Annotated in this window: 20 protein-coding genes; 9 read left to right on the top strand and 11 right to left on the bottom strand. The window is 32.1% G+C overall.

Features of this window, described 5'->3' with window-relative positions:
• The first annotated feature begins 5 nt into the window (after positions 1-5).
• On the top strand, positions 6-332 hold the full coding sequence (locus Q0807_RS00155) for a hypothetical protein (protein ID WP_299104954.1): 327 nt from the start codon (positions 6-8) through the stop codon (positions 330-332).
• Here Q0807_RS00155 and Q0807_RS00150 read toward each other — a convergent pair.
• The gene (locus Q0807_RS00150; protein ID WP_299104952.1) at positions 325-4,398 is read right to left on the bottom strand and encodes a T9SS type A sorting domain-containing protein; all 4,074 of its coding nucleotides are present in this window, start codon (positions 4,396-4,398) and stop codon (positions 325-327) included. The two genes, Q0807_RS00155 and Q0807_RS00150, sit on opposite strands and share 8 nt — an antisense overlap.
• A 247-nt stretch (positions 4,399-4,645) precedes the next feature.
• Here Q0807_RS00150 and Q0807_RS00145 point away from each other — a divergent pair, with 247 nt between their 5' ends.
• Genes Q0807_RS00145 through hemL form a run of 3 tightly spaced genes read left to right on the top strand, consistent with a single transcriptional unit; the run spans position 4,646 to position 7,673 of the window.
• Positions 4,646-5,545 carry a 1-aminocyclopropane-1-carboxylate deaminase/D-cysteine desulfhydrase gene (locus tag Q0807_RS00145; protein WP_299106083.1) on the top strand — a complete coding sequence of 300 codons (900 nt, stop codon included), beginning with the start codon at positions 4,646-4,648 and terminating at the stop codon, positions 5,543-5,545.
• Position 5,546: 1 nt separating this feature from the next.
• Positions 5,547-6,383 (top strand): glucosaminidase domain-containing protein, encoded by an 837-nt coding sequence (locus Q0807_RS00140; protein ID WP_299104950.1) that lies wholly within the window; start codon positions 5,547-5,549, stop codon positions 6,381-6,383.
• Positions 6,384-6,386: 3 nt separating this feature from the next.
• Entirely contained in the window at positions 6,387-7,673 is a 1,287-nt protein-coding gene (gene hemL, locus Q0807_RS00135) for a glutamate-1-semialdehyde 2,1-aminomutase (protein ID WP_299104948.1), read from the top strand.
• Positions 7,674-7,724: 51 nt separating this feature from the next.
• Here the strand turns inward: hemL and Q0807_RS00130 are convergent, their stop codons facing one another.
• From Q0807_RS00130 to Q0807_RS00120, 3 genes are all read right to left on the bottom strand, one after another.
• Positions 7,725-8,066: a hypothetical protein gene (locus tag Q0807_RS00130; protein WP_299104945.1), complete on the bottom strand. Its 342-nt coding sequence runs from the start codon at positions 8,064-8,066 to the stop codon at positions 7,725-7,727.
• A gap of 99 nt (positions 8,067-8,165) precedes the next feature.
• Positions 8,166-8,612 (bottom strand): hypothetical protein, encoded by a 447-nt coding sequence (locus tag Q0807_RS00125; protein WP_299104943.1) that lies wholly within the window; start codon positions 8,610-8,612, stop codon positions 8,166-8,168.
• Between the two features lie 89 nt (positions 8,613-8,701).
• Positions 8,702-10,198: a hypothetical protein gene (locus Q0807_RS00120; protein ID WP_299104941.1), complete on the bottom strand. Its 1,497-nt coding sequence runs from the start codon at positions 10,196-10,198 to the stop codon at positions 8,702-8,704.
• A gap of 151 nt (positions 10,199-10,349) precedes the next feature.
• Here Q0807_RS00120 and yiaA point away from each other — a divergent pair, with 151 nt between their 5' ends.
• From yiaA to Q0807_RS00105, 3 genes are all read left to right on the top strand, one after another.
• On the top strand, positions 10,350-10,841 hold the full coding sequence (yiaA, locus tag Q0807_RS00115; RefSeq protein ID WP_299104939.1) for an inner membrane protein YiaA: 492 nt from the start codon (positions 10,350-10,352) through the stop codon (positions 10,839-10,841).
• Between the two features lie 94 nt (positions 10,842-10,935).
• Positions 10,936-12,231 carry a DUF2157 domain-containing protein gene (locus Q0807_RS00110; protein WP_299104937.1) on the top strand — a complete coding sequence of 432 codons (1,296 nt, stop codon included), beginning with the start codon at positions 10,936-10,938 and terminating at the stop codon, positions 12,229-12,231.
• Positions 12,232-12,239: 8 nt separating this feature from the next.
• Positions 12,240-12,812, top strand: coding sequence for a GDYXXLXY domain-containing protein (locus Q0807_RS00105; protein ID WP_299104935.1), 573 nt, complete (start codon positions 12,240-12,242; stop codon positions 12,810-12,812).
• Between the two features lie 72 nt (positions 12,813-12,884).
• Here Q0807_RS00105 and Q0807_RS00100 read toward each other — a convergent pair whose 3' ends face one another.
• The 7 genes from Q0807_RS00100 to Q0807_RS00070 all read right to left on the bottom strand — a co-directional run bounded on the left by Q0807_RS00100 (position 12,885) and on the right by Q0807_RS00070 (position 22,219).
• On the bottom strand, positions 12,885-15,371 hold the full coding sequence (locus Q0807_RS00100; protein ID WP_299104933.1) for a zinc-dependent metalloprotease: 2,487 nt from the start codon (positions 15,369-15,371) through the stop codon (positions 12,885-12,887).
• Positions 15,372-15,463: 92 nt separating this feature from the next.
• A complete protein-coding gene (locus Q0807_RS00095) occupies positions 15,464-16,459 on the bottom strand; it encodes a hypothetical protein (protein WP_299104931.1) in 996 nt (331 codons plus the stop codon).
• Between the two features lie 76 nt (positions 16,460-16,535).
• Positions 16,536-17,651 (bottom strand): T9SS type A sorting domain-containing protein, encoded by a 1,116-nt coding sequence (locus Q0807_RS00090; protein ID WP_299104929.1) that lies wholly within the window; start codon positions 17,649-17,651, stop codon positions 16,536-16,538.
• Between the two features lie 130 nt (positions 17,652-17,781).
• A complete protein-coding gene (lysS, locus tag Q0807_RS00085; RefSeq protein WP_299104927.1) occupies positions 17,782-19,470 on the bottom strand; it encodes a lysine--tRNA ligase in 1,689 nt (562 codons plus the stop codon).
• A gap of 84 nt (positions 19,471-19,554) precedes the next feature.
• Complete coding sequence (locus Q0807_RS00080) at positions 19,555-20,445, bottom strand: thioredoxin family protein (RefSeq protein ID WP_299104924.1); 891 nt, start codon at positions 20,443-20,445, stop codon at positions 19,555-19,557.
• Between the two features lie 201 nt (positions 20,446-20,646).
• Entirely contained in the window at positions 20,647-21,054 is a 408-nt protein-coding gene (locus Q0807_RS00075) for a DUF1573 domain-containing protein (RefSeq protein WP_299104922.1), read from the bottom strand.
• 109 nt (positions 21,055-21,163) lie between these two features.
• Positions 21,164-22,219: a response regulator transcription factor gene (locus Q0807_RS00070; protein ID WP_299104920.1), complete on the bottom strand. Its 1,056-nt coding sequence runs from the start codon at positions 22,217-22,219 to the stop codon at positions 21,164-21,166.
• 110 nt (positions 22,220-22,329) lie between these two features.
• Between Q0807_RS00070 and Q0807_RS00065 the strand changes: the two genes are divergently transcribed.
• Positions 22,330-22,488, top strand: a complete 159-nt coding sequence (locus Q0807_RS00065; RefSeq protein WP_299104918.1) for a YqaE/Pmp3 family membrane protein — start codon at positions 22,330-22,332, stop codon at positions 22,486-22,488.
• A 53-nt stretch (positions 22,489-22,541) separates the two neighbouring features.
• On the top strand, positions 22,542-23,342 hold the full coding sequence (locus Q0807_RS00060) for a hypothetical protein (protein WP_299104917.1): 801 nt from the start codon (positions 22,542-22,544) through the stop codon (positions 23,340-23,342).
• Positions 23,343-23,346: the final 4 nt, after the last annotated feature.

The raw sequence follows: 23,346 nt of genomic DNA, 5'->3' as shown, positions 1-23,346 counted from the left end.
AGAGTATGATAATTATTTCAAAATATCTTGTTCCTAGAGGTTACATAGGAATTACAATTTTTCCTTTTATGATTTTAAAATCTAAAGTTTTAAAAGGGAGAAGTGTTCTTATAAATCATGAAAGAATTCATCTAAGACAACAAATAGAATTACTCATTATTCCATTTTTATTGATATATATATTGGAATTTTTAATTCGATTGGTTAAATATAGAAACTGGAATTTAGCCTATAGAAATATTTCATTTGAGCGTGAAGCGTATATAAATGAAAAAGACCTTGATTATCTAAAATCAAGGCCTTTTTTTAACTTTTTAAATTATTTTAATTGATTATTACTTTTTTAGTTGCAATAGCTCCAGTTTCTAAAGATACTTTTACAAAGTAGGTTCCAATACTCAAATTCGTTGTAGAGAAACTATAATCTGTATTATTTACCTTTAGATTTTTGTGAATCACTCGTCCTGTTACATCAAATAATTCAAATGATTTAATTGTGCTTAAGCCTGATTTAGCAATTACAGTTTTGTTAAATGATTTAATTTCTAAGTCAGAAACTATTTCTTGGTCTTTTATACTTAAAGATTGTGTAGTGAATCTTAAAATAAATCGATCGTTAAAAACACCATCTTGTGTTGTGAAGACATATTGATTTGCTCTTAAATCATGAATGATATTAAGTTCTGTGTCTTCTAAGTAAATATTTTGACTAGTGTTTGCAAATAGGCCATCTAATTGATTAATTGATATCGTAAACGTTCCCGAATTGTTAGTTTTATAACCTAAAGGAATTGTTTCTGTTTCAACAAAAGGAAGTCCTTTTCCTTGAATCGTAAGTTTTTCATCACTTACTAGGGAATAGAATTGATTACCTGCTTGATTTATTATAAATCCATCATATAATCTGTCAATTCCGTCAGTTGCTCCATTTGTAAAGCCAATTAAGGTAGATAATGCCGTATTATCTTCGCTGACTAAATCTAACCATATACGATGTTTATCCTCAGCAGTTGTTGCGCTCCTATAAAACCCATCATTAGCAAAATTTCCTCTCATAGTATTGCTAAATGTAACATTACTACTAGTTGGAGCTGAGTCTAGCATTAAGGCAAAGAATCCTTGACCAGCAGCAATATAATCGTTAAATCCAGGAGGTGTTGATCCCAAACTGTTTGCTGCTAAATATTCACTATCTGAATAATTATAGATATAACCATTGTAAAAAGGATTGTCTATTGCACTTGTTGCTGGTGTTAAATGTTGCCAGAAATATAATGTCCCATCAATAGCAGGATTAGCTAAGACAAAATCATTTAGTGATATAGCAGAAGGATATGGGTTTCCTAAAAGATTCCAATTATCATCTTCAGCTGTTGCTGTATTTCCAATACCTGTATAATCTCCACCTGTATAAGAACCACGAGAAATTGGTAAAGAAATTTTACCATTGTTTAGTGTTCCAATAAACTCGGCTGTATTAGATATAGAAGTCCCTGTAAGTCCACGTACAATGTAACCTTTTCCTAATTCCATATTTTCTTGGGTATTAATCCAATTTCCATGATTACCAGTGGTTCCATTAGCTTCAGTAGGTGTCCATTTGTAAATGTAATAGTTGTTTGTTCCAGGCGAAATGTTTTCAACATCAAATATATCTACTGGAGATGACCAATATACGTAATCATAATTATCTATTCCGTCAACTTTACGGCGCACTTTAGCGTCACCAGTATTTTTATTGATATCAACATCTGTTATTTGAATAATACTTGCGCCACTATTTACCTCTAAATCTCCATTGGGTTCAATGGCAATTGCATCTTCAATTGTTAATGAAGCGTTTGATTGTTGTGTTAATGTTGCACCATCTTCAATACTTAAATTAAATCCATAGCCATCTGTAGAACCTAACATTATTGGGTCATTAGCCGTAACAGGTATAGTAATACAATTAGTATCTACAGGTACTCCATTTGGTGTCCAATTATTATCGTTTTCCCAAGCTGTACTTTGCGAGCCATTCCATGTTTTTTTACCGGTTACTGTAACGGTTGAAGGATCAGACTCCGCTATTGTAGATCCATTACATAAATCATAAGTCACTTGCGCAATATAGGTAGTTGTTTCTAATGGGTTTATTTCTATTTCACCGTCATTATTTGGGTCTATAATTTCATTAGCCACTGAAATAGAATTTTCATACCATTTTAATGTAGTAATTGATGATCCAGATGGAGTAAACCTCCATGCTTCATTTGTTGTCGCCCAATTAGTACTAGAAGTATTTCTATTATTTGCTACGACCCCCAGAGAACTGTTGGCTTGGATACCTACAGCGGCATTTCCTCCATTCCATGTCCCGTCAATAGTTTTTTCTTTTATGTAAACATCGATTATATTTGTAGATTCATAAAATACAATCATTCCAGTATATAATTTTGAATTATCAGAATACATTGGGACTTCACTCCAAGAGGCTACTAATGCTCTGCAACCAGTATCTAAAGTTATAAGTTGATAACCAATTTCCCCTCCAACACTAGGGTCTACATCGTGGTATACGCCGTAGATAGATGGACCAAAATAAAAATTTCTTTGACTTCCACCTGGACCTTGGTAATCACTGGCGTTAACGTCACTTGGAATATCTCTAAACATTCGCCATCCAGATGAGCTATTGGCTAAGCTAGTATCAAACGAAATAACTCCGTTTGAGCCTATCACCAATGAATCATAAGTATTTCCAAAAAAACAAAAATCAAAGCCTAAATTAATCACTGGTGAAAAAACGTCATCTACATTAACACTAACAGGGAATTCTAAACAACCATATTGAAATGGCGGATTGTACGGTATTGATTCTACCTCGTAGGAAGATGTATCTTTTAAATCTAAATAATTAGCTTCTAGTGTAGTGGATTCAACGGAACAATTAATCTCAACATCCGATCCTGATAGTCCAACCCCTCCAGCATCTATATATGGGCAAGCTAATGTAGAAGTACCAGTGGCACCTGATGCCTGACACGTTTCCAATACACAGATATCAAAAGTACCATAGTCTCTATTTCTGTTTTTACTGTATACCCTAACGTAATAAGTAGTTCCTACATTTAGTGCTATCAGGATAGTTGATTCTGTTAACGCACCAACAGTGTCGTCTACACAGGCTAATGAGTTGCCATTACAGCCACCGGAAAAAACTTCAAATATTACATTATTAATAGTTCCAGGTTCTACTATTATTTCGAGTTCAGGTCTTGTAGCCACAAAAGAGTACCATACGTCGTCATCCGCTGCTCCTGAACAACCGGTTTGCGACTCTGTACCTCCAACTGTTGTGCCAGTAACAGGGCTACATGTAAATGATGCAGTTAACGATATAGCATTGGAACAATCATCATTTGGTGGAGGTGGGTCAGTTACAGTTATTCCAACTACACATATATCAAAAGTTCCTGTTTGACCTGTGCCGTTAAAATAACTATAAACTCTTATATGATATAAGTCTCCGATTGTTAGACCAGTTAAAGTAGTTGATTCTGTCGATCCTCCACCTGTGCTGTCTCTACAAACGATAGAGCTTCCACTACAACCTCCAGAAAAAACTTGAAATACAATATCATTTATAGTACCTGCCTCTACAGTTATTGTGTGATCAGTACTTGTTGCTATAAAAGAATACCATACATCATCATCCGCAGATCCTGTACAACCAGTTAAAGATTGCGTTGCACCTACTGTTGTGCCTGTTGTAGTAATACAGCTTGTATCTGGCGTTAACATTATGGCATCTGAACAATCGTCATTTGTAAGTGGGCTACTTGTCGTAGTACCTGTTATATTTATGTCGTCTATATAGACTTGGTCATTAGTAGCGCTAGCATCACAAACAATTCTGAAAAACGAATTAGCATTAAAAGTATATGCTCCCGAAGTTAATGTAATAGATTCGTTGTAAACAGTGTTATTATTAAAGTCGGTACCACGCACATAATTTGCAATAGTTGTATATCCAGAACCGTTAAAGTATTCTACATAAAAATTTTCTCCATTTTCCATACTATTAGCATAAAAAAGAAAATCAATAGTAACAGATGAATATGAGGTTAGGTTAATTGGGTCACTATATAATGATGAATTTACACCTGAATTATCTCTAGTTCTAATGTTCCAATTTCCATTAATATTAGTGTTGAAATTACGGTCACAACGATTTCCGCCATCATTCCAATTTCCCCAACCAGATTCAAAATTATCGAACAAAGGTAACTGTGCATGAGCTAAATTACTATTTAACAGTAGTCCTAAAAAAAGCAATAATAACAAAGGTTTCTTGTTGGGTTTTGAACAAGAATTAAATATGTAATATAACTGAGAATGTAAAATATTCTTCATAATAACTAGGGTTTATAAACTACAATATCATCCATGGAGTTAATTGTAATTTGCTAAAAATCTTTACTTATTTGGATTAATTCATTTAATAATTGATCAAACGTAATAAAAAATGTGAAAAAAAAATAATTTTATACCGATAAAACGACAAAAAACATCGATTAATGGCATTTTATGTGTTTTTTCTTACAGTATTGAGTAGATAATGATTGAAATGAGTTACTTATCTTTGTAGAAAAAGGATTTGATTAATTATAATATTCAAAATCAGAAAATTTCATTTAATAATTCCATTAGTGTGGTTGTGAAACGGGAGGATTTGATTCACACATTTATTTCTGGTAATAAATATCGAAAATTGAAGTATAATTTATTAAAAGCGAGAGAAATTAATTCATCTGCTCTATTAACCTTTGGTGGTGCATTTTCAAATCATATTGCGGCCGTAGCTTTTGCTGGCAAAAAGTATGGATTTAATACTGTAGGAATAATTAGAGGAGAGGAGTTAGAGCATAAATCAGAATTAAATCCAACTTTAGCTTTTGCAAAAAGTTGTGGAATGAAATTTAAATTTATTTCGAGGGAAGCCTATAGAACGAAAACAAATCTCGAATTTATCAATCAATTAAAAATTGAATTCGGGACGTTTTACTTAATACCAGAAGGAGGTACGAATGAATTAGCCATTAAAGGATGTGAAGAAATATTACTGCCAGAAGATGCTGACTTTGATTATGTTTGTTGTGCAGTAGGGACAGGTGGTACAATTTCTGGTATAATTAATGCTTCTAATAAATATCAGAAAATATTGGGTTTTCCAGGATTAAAAGGTGATTTTTTACAACAAGATATTCGTAAATTTGCAAATCAAGATAATTGGAAATTAATTACAGACTATCATTTTGGTGGTTATGGCAAAATAAAGCCAGAATTAATTTCGTTTATTAATAAATTTAGAAGAGATAATAATATTCCGTTAGACCCCATTTACACAGGTAAGATGATGTATGGAATATTTGATTTAATTGAAAAGGAATTTTTTCCTCCAAATTCTAAAATACTAGTTATCCATACAGGAGGTTTACAAGGTATTGCAGGTGTTAATGACATGTTGAAGCGAAAAAACCAACCTTTAATTGAAGTATAAAATGAAATTTAAATATATAATTATAGCATTGGTCTTAACAGCGATGAGCTGTGGTCCTAAAAAAGGTATCGTTACTAAAAAGAAAAGGACTGAAACTAAAAAGACTATTGTAGTTAAGGATACTCAAGAGGAAAGACAAACAGATGTCATTGAGAAGCCTGTTGTGGCAGAAAAAAAGTCGAGAAATGCGGTAGAAATTTATTTAGATCAATATGCTCATATTGCTAAAGAGAATATGCGTAATCATAAAATTCCGGCTAGTATTACACTAGCACAAGGTGTATTAGAGTCTGGCTCTGGTAAAGGTCGTTTAGCGGTTAAGGCTAATAATCATTTTGGTATAAAATGTCATGGATGGAAAGGGGCTAAGATTTACCATGATGATGATCGCTCTCAAGAATGTTTCAGAAAATATAAAAAATCAGAAATGTCTTATGAAGATCATTCTAAATTCTTAACAGGTAGAAAACGTTATGCAAGTTTGTTTAAATTGAAGCCAGATGACTATAAAGGTTGGGCAAAAGGTTTACGAGCAGCAGGTTATGCAACTGATAGAAAATATCCTCAGAAATTAATTAGTTTAATAGAACGATACGAACTTTATAAATATGACGCTGAAGTATTGAGTTCAACGACCACAAAAAGAAAAAGAAATTCTACCACTATAATTGAAGGTAGAAAAAAGAAAGTGGTTTTAAAAAAACATGTTGTTGCTAAAGGCGATACTCTGTATTCACTTTCGAGATTATATAAAACTTCAGTTGATGCAATTAAAGATAAAAACAATTTAAAATCTAATGACCTCACAGTTGGTCAACAACTTATTATTCCTAATTAATATATGTTATATCAAAGAAGTAGTGCTTTGTTTAAAGAAGCTCAAAACGTAATTCCTGGTGGTGTAAATTCACCTGTAAGAGCTTTTAATGCAGTAGGGGGAACTCCAATTTTTGCGAAATCAGCAAAAGGTGCTTATGTTTATGATGAAGACGGAAATCGTTTTATAGATTATATAAATTCTTGGGGACCAATGTTACTCGGTCATGCATTTCCTCCAGTTGTTGATGCTGTCATTGAAAAAGCAAAACAAGGAACTTCTTTTGGTATGCCAACGGCGATTGAAACAGAAATTGCGGAATTAGCAGTTTCTATGGTGCCAAATATTGATAAAATTCGTTTTGTTAATTCGGGTACAGAAGCTTGTATGAGCGCCATTCGTTTGGCTAGAGGTTTTGCTAAAAAAGATAAAATTATAAAATTTTCGGGTTGTTATCATGGTCATAGCGATTCATTTTTAATAGCAGCAGGAAGTGGTGCAATTACATTTGGTACACCTAATAGTCCTGGTGTTACTGAAGGGACAGCCAAAGACACTTTGCTTGCAAGATATAATGATATAGAGAATGTGAAGGCACTTGTTGAAGCTAACAAAGGAACAATAGCAGCAATTATTATTGAACCGGTTGCTGGTAATATGGGTTGTATTCCTCCAGTTGATGGGTTTCTAGAAAATTTAAGATTAGTTTGTGACGCTAATGATATCTTGTTAATCTTTGATGAGGTAATGACAGGATTTAGATTAGCAAAAGGTGGCGTACAAGAACTAAAAAGTGTTAATGCTGATATTGTTTGTTTTGGTAAAGTAGTTGGTGGTGGATTGCCAGTTGGTGCTTTTGCTGCAAGAAATGAAATAATGGACTATTTAGCTCCTATGGGACCTGTTTACCAAGCCGGAACTTTAAGTGGTAATCCTTTAGCAATGGCTGCTGGTTTAGCGATGCTAAAAGAAGTGAATGCTGATAAAGGCTTAATGAATAGGCTAGAGGAGAAGACAAAATATTTACATAACGGAATTACTGACGCTCTTAATAAGAATAATGTAGTACACACTATTAATAGAATTGGTTCTATGATTTCAGTACATTTTTCTGAAGACGCAGTTGTAGATTTTGAATCAGCAGCTAAAGGTAATAATGAGACCTTTAAGAAATTCTTTCATGGGATGTTAAATGAAGGTATCTATATTGCTCCAAGTGCTTTTGAAACTTGGTTTATAACAGATGCTTTAACTTATGAAGATTTAAATGAAACTATTGCAGCGGTAGAACGAATAGCGAAGTCATTATAAATAGAAAGATATTGTAAATAAAAAAGCCTCACGTTAGTGAGGCTTTTTTATTTAATTTTCTAATAGATATGCTTTATAAGACTCATACTGCTCATCAGATAAAATAGATTTAATTTTATCATCTAATTGTTTCTCTATTTTAGCATCTTCTTCTTCAGTGATATCTTTACCTGCTGCATTCGCTTTACTTTGTCCGTAAAGTTTTAAAGCGTCATAAACTTGATCGCGCTGATCACTACTGAATTTTACATATTTTCTTAACGATTCAGTTTTTTTAGAAGCTGCAGCGTTTATTTCTTTCATTGTATCTAATTTGCTGTTCTGCGCAACCAAAGTTTGGCTACCAAGAATCATAGCAAATGCAAATAAACATAGAGTAATTACTTTTTTCATTATGGACTATTTAATAAATTGGTCACTAAAGTAACAATTTTATTCAATAAAATAAAAAAGTATCGTCTAAGCGATACTTTTTAATACAAATTTTCCTTTTTATTTACGTTTTTTATTGTGCTTTCTTTCTTTTTTGTGTTTTCTAGGCTTCATTTTTTCAAACTTGGCGTATTGCTCAGCTGTTAAAATACTTTTCATTTTGCGCTTCATTTGTATTTGCTTATCCAATCTTAGATTTTGCATTTTTACAAATTCTTCTGTAGATGGCTTTTCTTTTTGTTCTCCATCTTTAGCTTTGCGTTCCTTTCTTAGAGTTTCTCTGTTTTGAGCTTCTTCTAAAAACAAAGCTTTTACCTCTTTTTGCTGTTTGTCTGTTAAATCTAATTTTAGAGTTAACTTTTTAGACTTTAAATCAGCAATGTCATTAGGAGTCATGTCTTTTCTTAATTCAGACTTATTTTCTCTATCGTTCTTTTTATGACCGTCTCTTTGTGCAAAACCATTTAAGGTTACAAATGCTAGTGCAATAATTAATAATTTTTTCATTTTGTTTTTGTTTTAAAGTTATATCAGTTTAGACCGTATTAAGATTAAAACGTTTAATGAATGTCGTTCTTTTAACACAGAATTTAACATTAGCTATTTAAGAGCAGAAGTGTGGTTGGGTAGATGTCCTGTCTTTCAATCTTGCTTTTTAGCCAAGCATAAAAACTAATAACAAAAATGTCTTCTTCTGGTATAGTAATCCATTCGAAGGAAGTTTCAAGATTGTTTTTGAATTTTTCAGTGCTGATGCTTTCGGGCTTGAGATAATACTGTTCTGCAAACTTTAAAAATGTAAGAATTCTAGATTGTTCAATTTGGTTGAGGTAATTTGAGTAGCTTCTTTTAAAACTTTTTAATCTCGAAAAGAATAAATCGTCTTCCTGTAATTCAATATATAGTAATAGTTCTGCAACATTTTTTTTAATGACCCAATCAATACCTGCTTTTTCTATATACCATTGGTCTGTGTGATAAAATTTTGAAGAAATTGTTTTTGCTTTAACGTAGTCTGCCTTCTGAAAGTAAAACATAAAGCAAGATAATCGCAAATCTAATAGTGTCTCAATATCGTTATGCTTTTTATACATTATGTTTTCTGCAAGTAAAATGGCCTCCTCTTGTTTGTTGTTATAATTAAGATTTAAAGCTTCTACAAGTGTTTTCTTTAAAATAAAGGTTTTGTAATATGAGCGCTGTTTAAGATGCATAAGTTGCTCCATCTCTGTTATGTATGCTAATGATGATTCAAACTTTTTATTTCTAAACAGTGTATTGGCAATTATATAGACAATCTGAATTTGATAAAATAATTGTTTGTCAGTTTCCTTTTTTTGCTTTAAAACACCATAGGTTTTAAGTACAAAATTTTCAATTTTATAATATTTAGTGGTCACTAATGCAGATATATGTGCTATAGCAAGAATTTGATATAATGATTTAAATGAAAGTGATGCATCTAATTTAATGTTGTGTTCGTTTAGTATGACTTCTAATTCTGTTTCAAAATCTATGACATGTCCTTTATAGGTTACTTCGTTTAAAACAGATTTTAGTTTTGCATAGACGATATTTAGCTGGTCTTCTAGTTGGTGTTTATTTTGGTTTTCTTTCTGTTTTATAATTAATTCATTCAAATCAATTTTAGGGTAATTTGAAGCATATTGAATTTTTGTATGATAAATTTCATTGAGCATTGGGTAAAGTAGATGCTCATCTGCCAAGCGTTCCGCCTTATCTAAGGTTTTATATGCGATTTTAAAATTATTCTGAAGTAAAAATGTGCGTGATGCTAGTATGTATTTAACAATTTGCATATCTACTGAATTCTCATCTTCAAGGTTTTTGTTGGCTGTAAAATCTATTAGTGATTGAAATAACCTTTTCCTTAGCGCATGATATGCATTGCTCTTTTCAGTATTATATAGTTTTTTGCAAATTGACTTAGAGTCGTCAAAATTATTTGCAAGTAACTTAAAAAGCTGAATGTTTTTTGTGTCCTTTCGTTTATTCTTTTGTTGAAGATAATTCACGAATTTCTGATGGTCTTCAGTCGATAATGTATTAATTATAGATTTTATTTCAATCATTTATTCGTCAGTATTAATTCTATTTAAATACTAAATATAGAATAAATTTTAGTTTATTTATATAATATATCGTCAGTTATTTTGAAATTATGGTTTTCTGAATCTTGTTGTTTACCTGAAATTTGCATCATAATCATTAAAACAAAACATTATGAATTATCAAACAACAGTATCATTAAAAGACGAAGAAAAAGTAAAAACTAAAAAGAAAGAAAGAAAGGTGTATAACAACAAACCAACACCTGCATTTATTGGAGCATCATGGTCCGCATTACTTATTGGTATGGTTGCTTATTGCGTGGGTCTTTGGAATGCTACTATGGAACTCAACGAAAATGGCTATTATTTTACCATTCTACTTTTTGGGTTGTTCTCAGTAATCTCAGTACAGAAAGCAGTAAGAGATAAATTAGAAGGTATACAGGTTACTGAAATGTATTTTGGAATTAGTTGGTTTACATCAGTCGCGGCAATTGTGTTATTAGCCATTGGTCTATGGAATGCAACGCTAGAGTTAAGTGAAAAAGGGTTTTATGCCATGTCATTTGCATTGAGTTTGTTCTCAGCAATTGCAGTGCAGAAAAACACACGAGATGTCGCTTATATAAATAATGAGATTAAAACAATAGAAGACGAAGATTAGTTTTGATGATAGGTTAGTTAGTAACCAAAAACCTTGCAACATTATTTAGTGTTGTGAGGTTTTAAATTCTCTATTTTTATAAAATTTAAGGACTATGAAATCAAAACTCAAAAACGACTTAGCAGAATTAATAGATCATAATGTTATTTCTTCTGAAGTGGCAAATCGTATAAATAATTATTACGAAACTAAAAGGAGTAATCAATCAAATCCATTATTTACCATTTTTGGAATATTAGGTTCTGCATTAGTTGGTTTAGGAATCATTTTAATATTAGCCCACAATTGGGATGATTTTTCAAGAACAATAAAAACTGTTTTTGCCTTTTTGCCTCTAATAATTGGACAATTACTGTCTAGTTATTCAATTCTTAAAAATAAGAGCCAAGCATGGAAAGAGTCCTCTGGTACTTTTCTGTTTTTCGCTATTGGTGCATCTATAGCACTAGTGAGTCAGGTTTATAATATTCCTGGAGATTTAAGCAGTTATTTACTAACATGGATTGTCCTTGGTCTTCCATTAATTTATGTTTTAAACTCTAAAGCGGTTGCAATATTTGTGATTGGGTTTTCTACATACTATGCTTGTGAATATGGTTATAGTTTTGGATATGGTAATAAATCACCATGGCTATATTTTGTATTACTTATTGGTACAATTCCTTTTTATTTTAATGAATTAAAAAAATCACCTAAAGCTAATTCTACTGCTATTTTAAATTGGTTGTATGCACTGAGTTTGATTATTGTGTTAGGTGCATTTATTCAAAATAATTGGGCACTAGGCTTTGTGATGTATGCGATGTTATTTGGAGTTTTTTATAATTTAGGACAGCTAGAGATATTTAACAGTCAACAATTGAGACGGAATAGTTATGTTGTGTTAGGCTCTTTTGGCTCTGTTGTTTTACTGATGATTTTAAGTTTTAATGTTATTTGGGAAGAAATACAATATGAAATAATTGTATTTAATTCTCAAGAAATGTGGGTGTCAATAGTTTTAATTTTTATTGCATTGGCTTTGTTAGTGTATTCCCAAATACCAAAAGGTAAATTTAAATTCAATGTGTTTCAATATGTGTTTATCATTTTCTTAATAGTATTCGCTTTAGGAAGTGAGAGCGCAAAATTAGGTACTATTTCTACAAACATAATGATATTAATATTTGGTGTGTTTGCGGTTAAATTAGGGGCAGATACTTTTAGGTTTAGTATTTTAAATTATGGACTCTTAATTATTGCAACGGCTATTGTTTGTCGCTTTTTTGATACAGATATGAGTTTTGTGTTAAGAGGACTTTTATTTGTTGTTGTAGGTCTTGGGTTTTTCCTAGCTAATTACATCATGTTAAAAAAGCAGAAAGCAATCAAACATCAAACTCTAAATTAAAAGCTAACATGAAAACGATATATGTATTTTTAATATTCATTGCAGTGGTAATAATTCAATTACTTGTGCCAGCTAAAATGATTTATAATAAAGAAGACGTTCTAAACTCAGGAACAGTTTATAAGTTTAAAACGCAACCTATTGATCCAAATGACCCTTTTAGAGGTAAGTATGTGACTTTGCGATATGAATTGAGTTCTGCTAAAAGTATAGATTCTACAATTCAGCGCAATGATAAAGTTATAATCTATCTAGAAAAAGATAGTTTAGGTTATGCTAAAGTGAAAAGTTTGAGTAAAACGAAGCACAATACTAGTCGTGATTTTATTGAAGTAGAAGTTGAATATTACGATTATCATTCTACCGAAGTTCGTTTTAATTTGCCCTTTGATCGTTATTATATGGAAGAGTCTAAAGCAAAGCCAGCCGAAGATATATATAGAAAATTTAATAGAAGAAATGATTCTATAAATGAAACTTACGCTCTGGTTGCTATTAAGAACGGTGATGCTGTTTTAAAAGATGTTTTTATTAATGATAAATCTATTCACTATTATATAGAAAAAGAAGCTGAAAAGTGATTTTAATGAATTGTAATAAAAAAAGGCTCCAAGATTATTCTTGAAGCCTTTTTAAATAATATCCTAGTTTAATTATTTAGGATCTAAAATAAGGTTAATTCTTTCTATCGCATCAGCAATATGTATTCTACTCATTGCATCGCCACCTCGAGCATTTCGTAATTGACTACGAAGTGTTTTTAACTCAGCTCTGACTACGGCTTTAATATCAGATTGGCTTGTATTTACTGCTGTAGATTTTTGGTAACCTCCAAAATCTGGTGCTTTTCTTTGATTCTCTGCGTTCATTAAGAACTCTAATCTGTCAATGTGAGCACGTTGTAAATTACGACGGTAAGTATCAATTTTCTTTCCAGTACGTAGTTCACTCCAAATACCAGTGCGAAGATCTTTCATCATATCTGTTAAAGCATAAGCTTTACTATCATAAGTATATGCTTCAGTTAAGCGTTGCATTTTACCTAAACTCAAAATAGTGTTTAAAGTTCTAGCTTGTAATGCTCTGATACGGTCTACAGAACCAGAATATTCAATACGATCAAATATAGTTTTGTCTAATAACCAGTCTGGTGTATCAAACAAGTTCTCCTGAAGAAAAGCCATAGCTCTTTTCTGGTGTTCTTTTGGTACCGCAGTATAAACAGCGCCTTCTTGATCGGTAGATTTTAAATTTTCATAAACACCACCAATGTTATTAGCAACGTGTCCCATGTAACGATTAAACTGCGATACTACATGTCCATACATTTCTTCTAAATCGTCATAATCTTCTCCAGCCTCTGTAGTCCATTCAATTAAATTTGGTACAATACGCTTTAAGTTTTTAATTCCGTATTCACTTGCTAACATAGCGTCATCACCTAAATCTTCAGTTTGAGAACTTGGATCGTGAATATCACCAACTTGTTGATGACCAAAACGATACATTGGGTCTCCTGCGTGGTCCATAATCCATTGGTTAAGAACTGGTTTTTCTTCTTCAGCAGTTTTGTCTAAAATTGGTCTGTAACCCCAAGCAATAGCATATTTATCGTAAGTTCCAATATCTGGCATTAATGCAACACCTTCATCACCTGGTTGTGCTATGTAATTAAAACGAGCATAATCCATAATAGATGGCGCTGTACCATACTTCTGAGTAAATGCAGCATCGCGTAATTTTTCAACAGGATATGCAACACTACTTCCCATGTTGTGAGGTAAGCCTAAGGTATGTCCTACTTCGTGAGCAGATACAAAACGTATTAATCGACCCATAACTTCATCCTTAAATTGAGGACTCTGAGCATCTGGATTAATCGCTGCTGTTTGTACAAAGAACCAGCCACGTAATAATGACATTACGTTATGGTACCAGTTGATATCACTTTCTAAAATTTCTCCAGTTCTTGGGTCACTTACGTGAGGTCCATTAGCATTAGGGATTGGAGATGCTAAATAACGTACAACAGAATACCGTACATCTTCAGGGCTCCATTCTGGGTCTTCCTCAACAGTAGGTGGATCCATAGCAATTATAGCATCTTTAAATCCTGCGGCTTCAAAAGCCACTTGCCAATCTTCAATACCTTGTTTTAGATATTTTCTCCATTTTTCTGGCGTTGCTCTGTCAATGTAATAAATAATTTGTTTTTTCGGAACTACTAATTCTCCACGCTTAAATTTCTCTAAATCTTCATCTTTAACTTCTAATCTCCAACGATCTAGGAATTCAATAGATTTACTTTTTTGATCTTCTTGTCCATAATCGGTTTGATTACTTGTAAACCAACCTACACGTTTGTCAAAATAACGACGTTTCATTGGGTTATCTGGTAACAATATCATTGAATTGTTGATTTCAATTGAAATTGATCCAGTACTAGAATTTGAAGGTGGTCTTCCTGAAGCATATGTTTTTACATGTCTTGCTTCAATGTTTCTAGGGTAACTTTTTATGTTTTCAATAAATGATTTGTCACTTTCTAAACGCGATACTTTGTATGGTGTTCTTCTAAATTGTGGTAAACCTAAAGATTTTACATCCTTTTCAAATAAAGGAGTAGCGTCAATTACAACATTCGAAGAATCCTTGCTGAATGCAGCAATCGGAAAAGTGAATAAAACAGGCTCGAAGTTAGAGTTCAAAACAGCTTCTTTAACAGGAAGTGAATCTGCAGCAACCACATTGTAAGATACCACACGTAAAATTACTTTTTTGCCTTTTTTCTCCCAGCGTAAAACTTGTTCGTTTTGTTTTCCTCCACCAAATCCAAGTCCAGCAGCAGTTTTAGAAATACGAGTTACCATCAACATTTCACGGTTAAAAAGTGAATCTGGAATTTCGTAATAGAATTTTTCGTCTACAGAATGGACTGTAAATAAACCTCCATCACTTTTTGCGTCTTTAGTAATGACTTTGTTGTAAGGTTTTGGGTCGTTTTTACCAGGTTTTTTTACTGGTGGTTTTGCCATTGCGGTGGCATCTTTTTTGGATTTTCCGGCTTTCTTTGCAGTAGAACAAGAAAATGCCAAAAAAGCAGAAACTACAAAGAGTAGTTTGATTGATAAATGTTTCAAATTAGTCGGTTTTAATTAATTTGGATGAAAATACGGATTCTATTAAGAATCTGTTAAATTTAAAACCGATTTTAGTATTTATTTAACGCCTATTAATTAAGTGTGTTTAAGTAACTCTGAACTAAATCTAAACCTTCTGTATGTCGCATAGATGTTCCAATAAAAGGCATACTTATACCTTCTAAATAAAATGAAGTCCTATAATCTATAAGCGCAATCTGGTCTAAAATATTACTATCTTCTAAAGTTGTCTCAAAAGCTAGATTTAAAGTAGATTGGTCTGCGCAAGTTCCTCCTGGAATATGGCAATGTGCACAATTAACATCCATATAAGCTCTAGCTCTGGTTTCTAAAGAAAGTGAAGTGTCTTCCCAATTTGGTAGACTTCTAACTGAGCTACTGCTAGCTACACCACTTAATTGTTGATTGCTTATAAATTGCTCTAATTGATTTACACCGTTAATATTAAAATTCATAGACCTTAATTTTGGACCTATTGGTAAAATTCTATCACTATTACTGTGACAAGTAAAACAATCTGTACTCGATGGAATTTTATAAGAAGTAGGGTTAGGGTTGCCATCTGTGTCAATCCAAGTAATTGGTACCGTGCTGCCTTCAGTGTCTAAAATAGCATCAGTTTGCGTTTCGTTCCATACATAATTCCCTGTTTCCCAATTGTCATTTATTTTAATAAGAATACGCGTTTCAATTATGGTTTTTCCTAAGGATAAATCGCGCTCATCACTATTGTAAAAAAATGTTTTTGCAATAACTGTATTGTCAGGAAATATAGGTAAGCCGTCGCCATTAAATTGTAAGCTAGTACCTGTTGGTAAAGCTATTATGCGCTGTTTGTGTGCGTAATCTGAGAAAAGTGTTGTGTTAATATTATACTCAAAAGCTTTCTCTGTTATGATTAATTGGTTCAAATTACCTGAAAATAAATTGAGTTCAGAGAGGTTGGCTTTAAATTCAGCTACAACTTCTGGGGTAACAACAGGAGAAATGGAATCATCCTTTTCGCAAGAACTAAAAACTAGTGTTAGAACAAGAAGTACAACTATTTTTTTGAATTGAAATAACATAGATTTAGGTTAAGGTTTGTTGCTAATGTACAAAAAAGATATAATTCGATAAATTTTAAGCGTTTTGAAAGGAACACTAGTCTTTAAAAAATTTAAAGTTCTCCATTTGATTTGAAGAATTCTTGATGGTTAAGAAGTAAATTCCTGTAGTTAAATCTATTAAATCAATATGTTTAGTATTATTTAATCTAGCAGATGTTATTTGTCTTCCTGCAATATCAAAAATTGTGTACTGTGAATTAGTTAAGATGGTGTTAGATATAATCTGCAATTTGTTCTCAACTCTATCTGTAATAAGTTTTGTGGATTGCTTTGCAACATCATCTACAGATAAGGCTTGTCTTCCATAAGTTATAGTGCCTTCATATCCATTATTAAGCTGAAGAATTGCATCTAATCCACTTCCTGATATTTCATACGTATAGAGATCTTCTGAGTAGGTATTGAAAAAATTCACATAAGCTGATTCAAAATATTGTTCATCCGTAGTGTTACAATTTAAAAGTGTCCAGCCCATATTTTTTATGATTAAAGAATTGGTCTGTATAGGATTATCATAATAAGCATTAAATCCATTACAAATTGAGCTGCCATAAATGTTACTTTGTCCATTTACATTTTCATTCGAAAAATTGATGTTTAAACTTGTATTAAAAGTATTCTCAAACAAAAGGTCGTATTCCCAAATAGAATATATAAACCATTCACCACTTAAAGAGTTTGTAGATACATCTTCATGTTCTAAATTGATAAATTCTCCAAAAACGTTAACAATACTTAGGTTTTGTAAATTGTTATAAAACGAATAAGTTAAACCTCCTTGCACTTGTAGTATTGAAAAGAATAGGCTTTCAAAACCTATTTCTTCAGCCGTAGCGCATATATTATCTGTAGTTTCAAAATACGGAATTAAGTTTATGGATTCTAGTCCTGCTTCATAATACGTTTCAAAAGAATTACAAATGCCATAGCCATTAATGTAGCGTCCCCAATATTGATCATATCCAGTAGGTGGACTGCTATTAAAACTGTCGATATTAAGATATGGAGCTGTTGAAACAGTTGAAGGTAAATTAACGACATTTCCGCCAGTCTCTAGAGAAATCACCTTCCAATTGCCTGCTATATTTTGAGAGGTTATGAATAAAGTGAAAAAGAAAAATAAGCTGAATGTTGCGTAGTTTTTTAACATACCGAATGTCATTGAAATTAAGGTTATAAAGTGCTGGTAATAAATGTACTGAAATTTGTAATTGATTCCTAAAAAAAAAAGGAACTATCAATTGATAGTTCCTTTTATTAAGAATATTATATAATGTAGATTATACTAACTCTACAAACAAACCATCATCGGTTTTTTCAACTTTAGTTAAGCCGTGTTTGCCTAAACCTTTAATCCCTTTGTCCCAACCTTTATTACTTAAACCAGATTTAGATTTAAGAACGGTTAAGTCCATTCGTTTTTCAGCTTTTAAAACTTCAAGAATTGCTTTTTCATTATCACTAAGATCTACTTTTTTCTTTTCTGGTCGCATTTGCGGAAAGAATAATACTTCTTGTATACTTTGGTTATTGGTTAAGAACATAATTAAACGATCCATCCCAATGCCCATACCAGATGTTGGAGGCATTCCGTATTCTAAAGCACGTAGAAAGTCGTGATCAATAAACTCAGTAGCTTCGTCATCACCTTTTTGAGCTAGTTTTAATTGATGCTCAAAACGTTCGCGTTGGTCAATTGGGTCATTTAACTCTGAGTAGGCATTAGCGACTTCTTTACCACAAACCATTAATTCAAAACGCTCTGTTAATTCAGGGTTTTCTCTGTGCTCCTTACATAAAGGACTCATTTCTTTTGGATAGTCAGTTATGAATGTTGGTTGAATATAATTCCCTTCACATTTTTCACCAAAAATCTCATCAATCAATTTCCCTTTACCCATAGTCTCGTCAACTTCAATATGCATGCCTTTTGCAGCGGCTCTTATTTCGTCTTCAGATTTATTGTAAATGTCAAAACCTGTGAATTCTAAAATAGAATCGCGCATAGTAATACGCTTATAAGGTGCTTTAAAGTTGATTTTATGTTCTCCAAAAGTAGCTTCAGAAGTTCCGTTTACTGCAAGTGCACAATGTTCTAATAATTTCTCACAGAAATCCATCATCCAATTATAATCTTTGTAGGATACATAGATTTCCATAGCTGTAAATTCTGGGTTATGTGTTCTATCCATACCTTCATTTCTGAAGTTTTTAGAAAACTCATAAACACCATCAAATCCACCAACGATTAATCGTTTTAAATATAACTCGTTAGCAATTCTCATATACAATGGAATGTCTAAACTGTTGTGGTGTGTTGTAAATGGACGTGCAGCAGCTCCACCAGGAATAGGCTGTAAAACGGGTGTTTCTACTTCAAAATAACCAGCATCATTAAAAAACTGACGCATAGCATTAAAAAGTTTTGTACGCTTTACAAATACTTCTTTAACATGTGGATTCACCACTAAATCTGCATAACGTTGTCTGTATCTCATTTCTGGATCTGTAAACGCATCATAAGTTTTACCATCTTTTTGCTTAGGAATAGGTAAGGGCTTTAAAGCTTTACTTAATAATTTAAAGTCTTTTACCATTACGGTTTTTTCACCCACTTGTGTAGTGAAAAGTGTACCTTCTATACCAACAAAATCACCTAAATCTAGTAATTTTTTAAACACATCATTGTATAATGATTTGTCTTCTCCTGTACATATTTCGTCTCTATTAAAATAGACTTGAATACGACCTTCGCTATCTTGCAATTGAGCAAAAGATGCTTTTCCTTGAATGTTAATTGCCATTAAACGACCAGCAATGATAACCTGTTTACCTTCTTCAAAATCAGATTTTATCTGTTTAGAAGTATGATTAACGGGAAATAAATCCGCTGGATAAGGGTTAATCCCTAAAGCTCTAAGCTTTTCTAACTTTTGGCGTCTTACCAATTCTTGTTCTGAAAGTTGCATTCTTATTTATTTTTATAAGCTTATTTGTTGTTTAAATAAGCAGATGCAAAATTACACTTTTTACAAAAATTAGAGAACACCTTTTTAGTTTGATTTTATCAGCGCTAAATTTTCTTTTAAATCTTCATTGTCAGGATGTAATTTGATAGCGTCTTCTAACACTTTTATAGCGTCTTCTGTTTTGCCAGAAGTACCGAGAGTATTTGCTAAATTAATAAAGGTTCTGACTTGTTCAGGAAACAGCATAGTGTTTAGTTTGTATACAGCAATCGCGTCTTCAATGCGGTCTGTTCCATACAAAATATAACCATAAGTATTTAGACCGTACATGTTTGGGACTTCATCTTTAAATGTTTTTAAAAGTTTTTTCTGCTTGCGTTTTAAGCCTTTTACACCTTTCTTCTTTAGAATATTATCAACAGCTGTTACAATTTGATAGTTAGATTTGTAATCATTGGTTGTTATTATATTCTGAATGTCTTCTTCAAAAGTTTCAATAGGATGCTCTACAATACGATTCACTTCTTTACCATATTTATAAAAAATAATTGTAGGAACTCTGTGAATATTTAAACCCGCTTCTTCATGTTGCGGACTTTGTTTATACATGTCTAGTTTTCTACTCACAGCTATAACTGTTAATTGATCCATAGGAAAATGACAAGCTTCTAAAACTTTATAAAGTTTAGGAACTTCTTGCTTACTATCACCACACCAAGTGCCCATAAATAGTGTTATTGTATAATTTTTTAATTCTGAAGATATAGTATTTATTAATTCAGAATTTGTTTTATAATCATTATAGTTTGGCGTGAACCAAGATTTATAATTCTCACCTTCTAACCCTTTTTTATCTATTTTGCCTAGTAAAAATGGTGTTTCACCTTCTTCACTAATTTCCTTGTTTAATTGTTGTGCATTAGTTTGAAATATAAATAGTAATGCGATTATGATTGTTGAAATGTTCGTTTTCATTTTGATGAATTAATTATTGAATGAGTTAGATTGGTTTGAGAGTTTAAAGTGGGATTTCTCTATTGATGAACTAGAGGTAATTGTCATTTCGATAGCGAGATTCCGATAACTATCGGAAGAGCGATGAGAAATCTCAGAGTTAAGTTGAGATTTCTCAATCGTACCTCATTCGAAATGACAATTTTTATGTGATTTGATGTTTTACTTGGTAGCAACAATATTGCCTTTAATTTTCAAAACTTTATTACCACCTTCAGCATTAGACATAACGGTAACCGTTTTTGTAAAAGCACCTAGTCTTTTGGTGTCGTACTTAATTTCTAATTCTCCAATACTACCTGGCATTATTGGCGCTTTTGAATAACTTGGCACTGTGCAGCCACAACTTGTTTTTACATTGGTAATTAATAATGGCGCATCACCTGTATTAGTAAAGGTAAAAAGTCGTTTGCCTTCAGAGTTTTGTGTAATGATTCCGTAGTCTATAACTTCAGTTTTGAATTTGATAATAGCAACTTTGGAGTCGTATTTTCCAAATTCAGTTGGTGCTGCACTAAAAAGACTTAGAGTTAAAACTAAAAGGATTGCAATGTTTAATGTTTTTTTCATGATAAAATATTTTTAAGATTTATATGAAAGCAAACATCATGGATTTTAATGTAAATTCTGAAAAAGTAAGGGTTGAAATCGGTACTAGTACCTGGTTCTAATTTTTTAACTACTTGATAAATAGTGACTTTGCATCGTCTCTAGATTGCACGTTTAATTTTTTGTAGATGTTGTTTGTGTGCGTTTTTACTGTGCTTACACTTAAAAAAAGTGATTCAGCAATGTCTTTATTGGTTTTGTCCAATAGTAAATGTTCTAAAACAACTTGTTCTTGTTTAGATAATTTTGCTTTTAAATCTTCAATCTTAGATTTGTTTCGTTTCCAAAAACTATACATGAAGAAGCTATTAAGAATCACAGAAAGTCCTAAAATGGAATAGAGTAGAAGGTTCCAATCGGAGGTTGTTTTACCTGCAGATGCTGCTAGCATATAACGATCAGCTTCTAACTCATTGATATATTGTTTAGTGTAGGTCGCATTTGGGTAAGTATTTTCTAATCTTGTTTTAAGATTGTCGTAATAAGTATTGTTTTTTAAATCTTCAACATAATAGCTGTGCAATTCACTACTTCTATCTGATAAATACGTATAAATGTATAATTCAGCCAAAGGCTCATCTAAGGCTTCACCATAATATTGAAGGGTTTTAAACCACTTTTTGTTGTTTAATTTACGGTTAGCTTCGCTTCTAAATTCACCATAGGCAAAACGCATATCGTTTTTTAATGAATCTATTTTTACAAAGGCATTTGCTTTTGGGTTATTAGATTCTACGTGGCAAAATACTTGATTGTCAAAGGAAAATGGAAGTTTTAGACTGTCTGTGTTTTTGGCTATAAATAAAAGTGCTTCACTATCACTACAATGTCCATTAAAGTGATTAGCGTCTTGTTGAATTTCTGAACAGCGATCTATATGTATGCGATAAATACGGTTTTCTGTATCTAGTATATTGCCTTTAAATTCAAAATAACCAGCAGAGTCAGCCGTAGTTTTTGCAATTATTTGCTCGGAATAAACACCCGACATTTTTCGGTAATCTTCTACAATTGAGAGGTAAACAGAGCGATCCCATTCTTCTGGATTTGTATAACCCGAAAAAGAATATTGAGCTTTACAAACCGAAGTTATGGCTAAAAAAACGAAAAGAATTTTTACTCGCATAGAACGAAACTACATAATTTTATTTTGATTTCAATAACATGAAATCACAAAAAGTGTAACATTTTATGTAGAAACACGTCCTATGTATACATCAAATCATCAAATTAATTATGAGCATCTGGCGCGTTATTCTTTCTATTATTTTTCCACCTTTAGCCGTTTTTGACAAAGGTTGTGGCTCAATTCTTATCACATTTATTTTATGGATTTGTGGTTGGGTTCCTGGCGTTATTGCGGCTTTAGTAATACTTAATAATCCTGATCGTTAAGAAATCTTCTTTTTCGTTACCTTTGTACATAACTAATTTATAATACTTCTCAAATGAAAAAAGTAGTCTTACTATTAACGCTTATGGCTTTTCTAACAAGCTGTAATGTTACCGAATCTATTGTGTTTAATGATAATATGAGTGGTGAATTTAAAACATCCTTCGATTTGTCTCCAATGATGCAACTGGCAGGTTCTCAGGGGTCTTCTAAACCAGAATCTGACATGAAAAAAATGGACACTACTATTGTTTTTAATGACTTGTATAAAACACATAAAGATAGTATTGCCGCACTTTCAGTTGAAGAAAGAGCGAAGTTAGATAAGTTAAGAGATATTACCATGACTATTAGCATGGATGAAGCCAACCATGTATTTGATTTTAGTATGATAAAGCCTTTTAAATCTGTAAAGGATTTAGAGTCTATAAGCGACCAAATGGATAATGCTATGGGAATAGTAAAAGACATTGGGAATGAAGATGGTCAGGCACCTGCAGGCCAAATGGACGAACTAACAAAGACGGAGGAGGTTAATTATTCTTTCGCTAATAACACGTTTAGTAGAATACAACCAGCATCATTAATTAATAATAATGAAGATGAAGAGTCTTCGGATGAAGAAAGCGGAGCTGATGAAGATGATTTTGGCAAGCAATTAGAAATGCAATTTGAAGAGATTTTTTCATCTTCATTTTATACCTTAACCTATACGTTTCCTAAAAGAGTAAAGTCGGTTTCTAATGCAAATGCTACGCTCTCAGATGACGGAAAAACCGTTTTTTATAAAGTCTCTTTGTCTGAAATTAATAAAGACGATACACTAATGAATTTAAACATAGTTTTAGAAGATTAAGGTT

Source organism: uncultured Winogradskyella sp. (assembly GCF_947495255.1).
GTDB lineage: Bacteria > Bacteroidota > Bacteroidia > Flavobacteriales > Flavobacteriaceae > Winogradskyella.
Note: the sequence above shows the minus strand (reverse complement) of the source record. Positions and strands in the feature narration are given on the sequence as shown.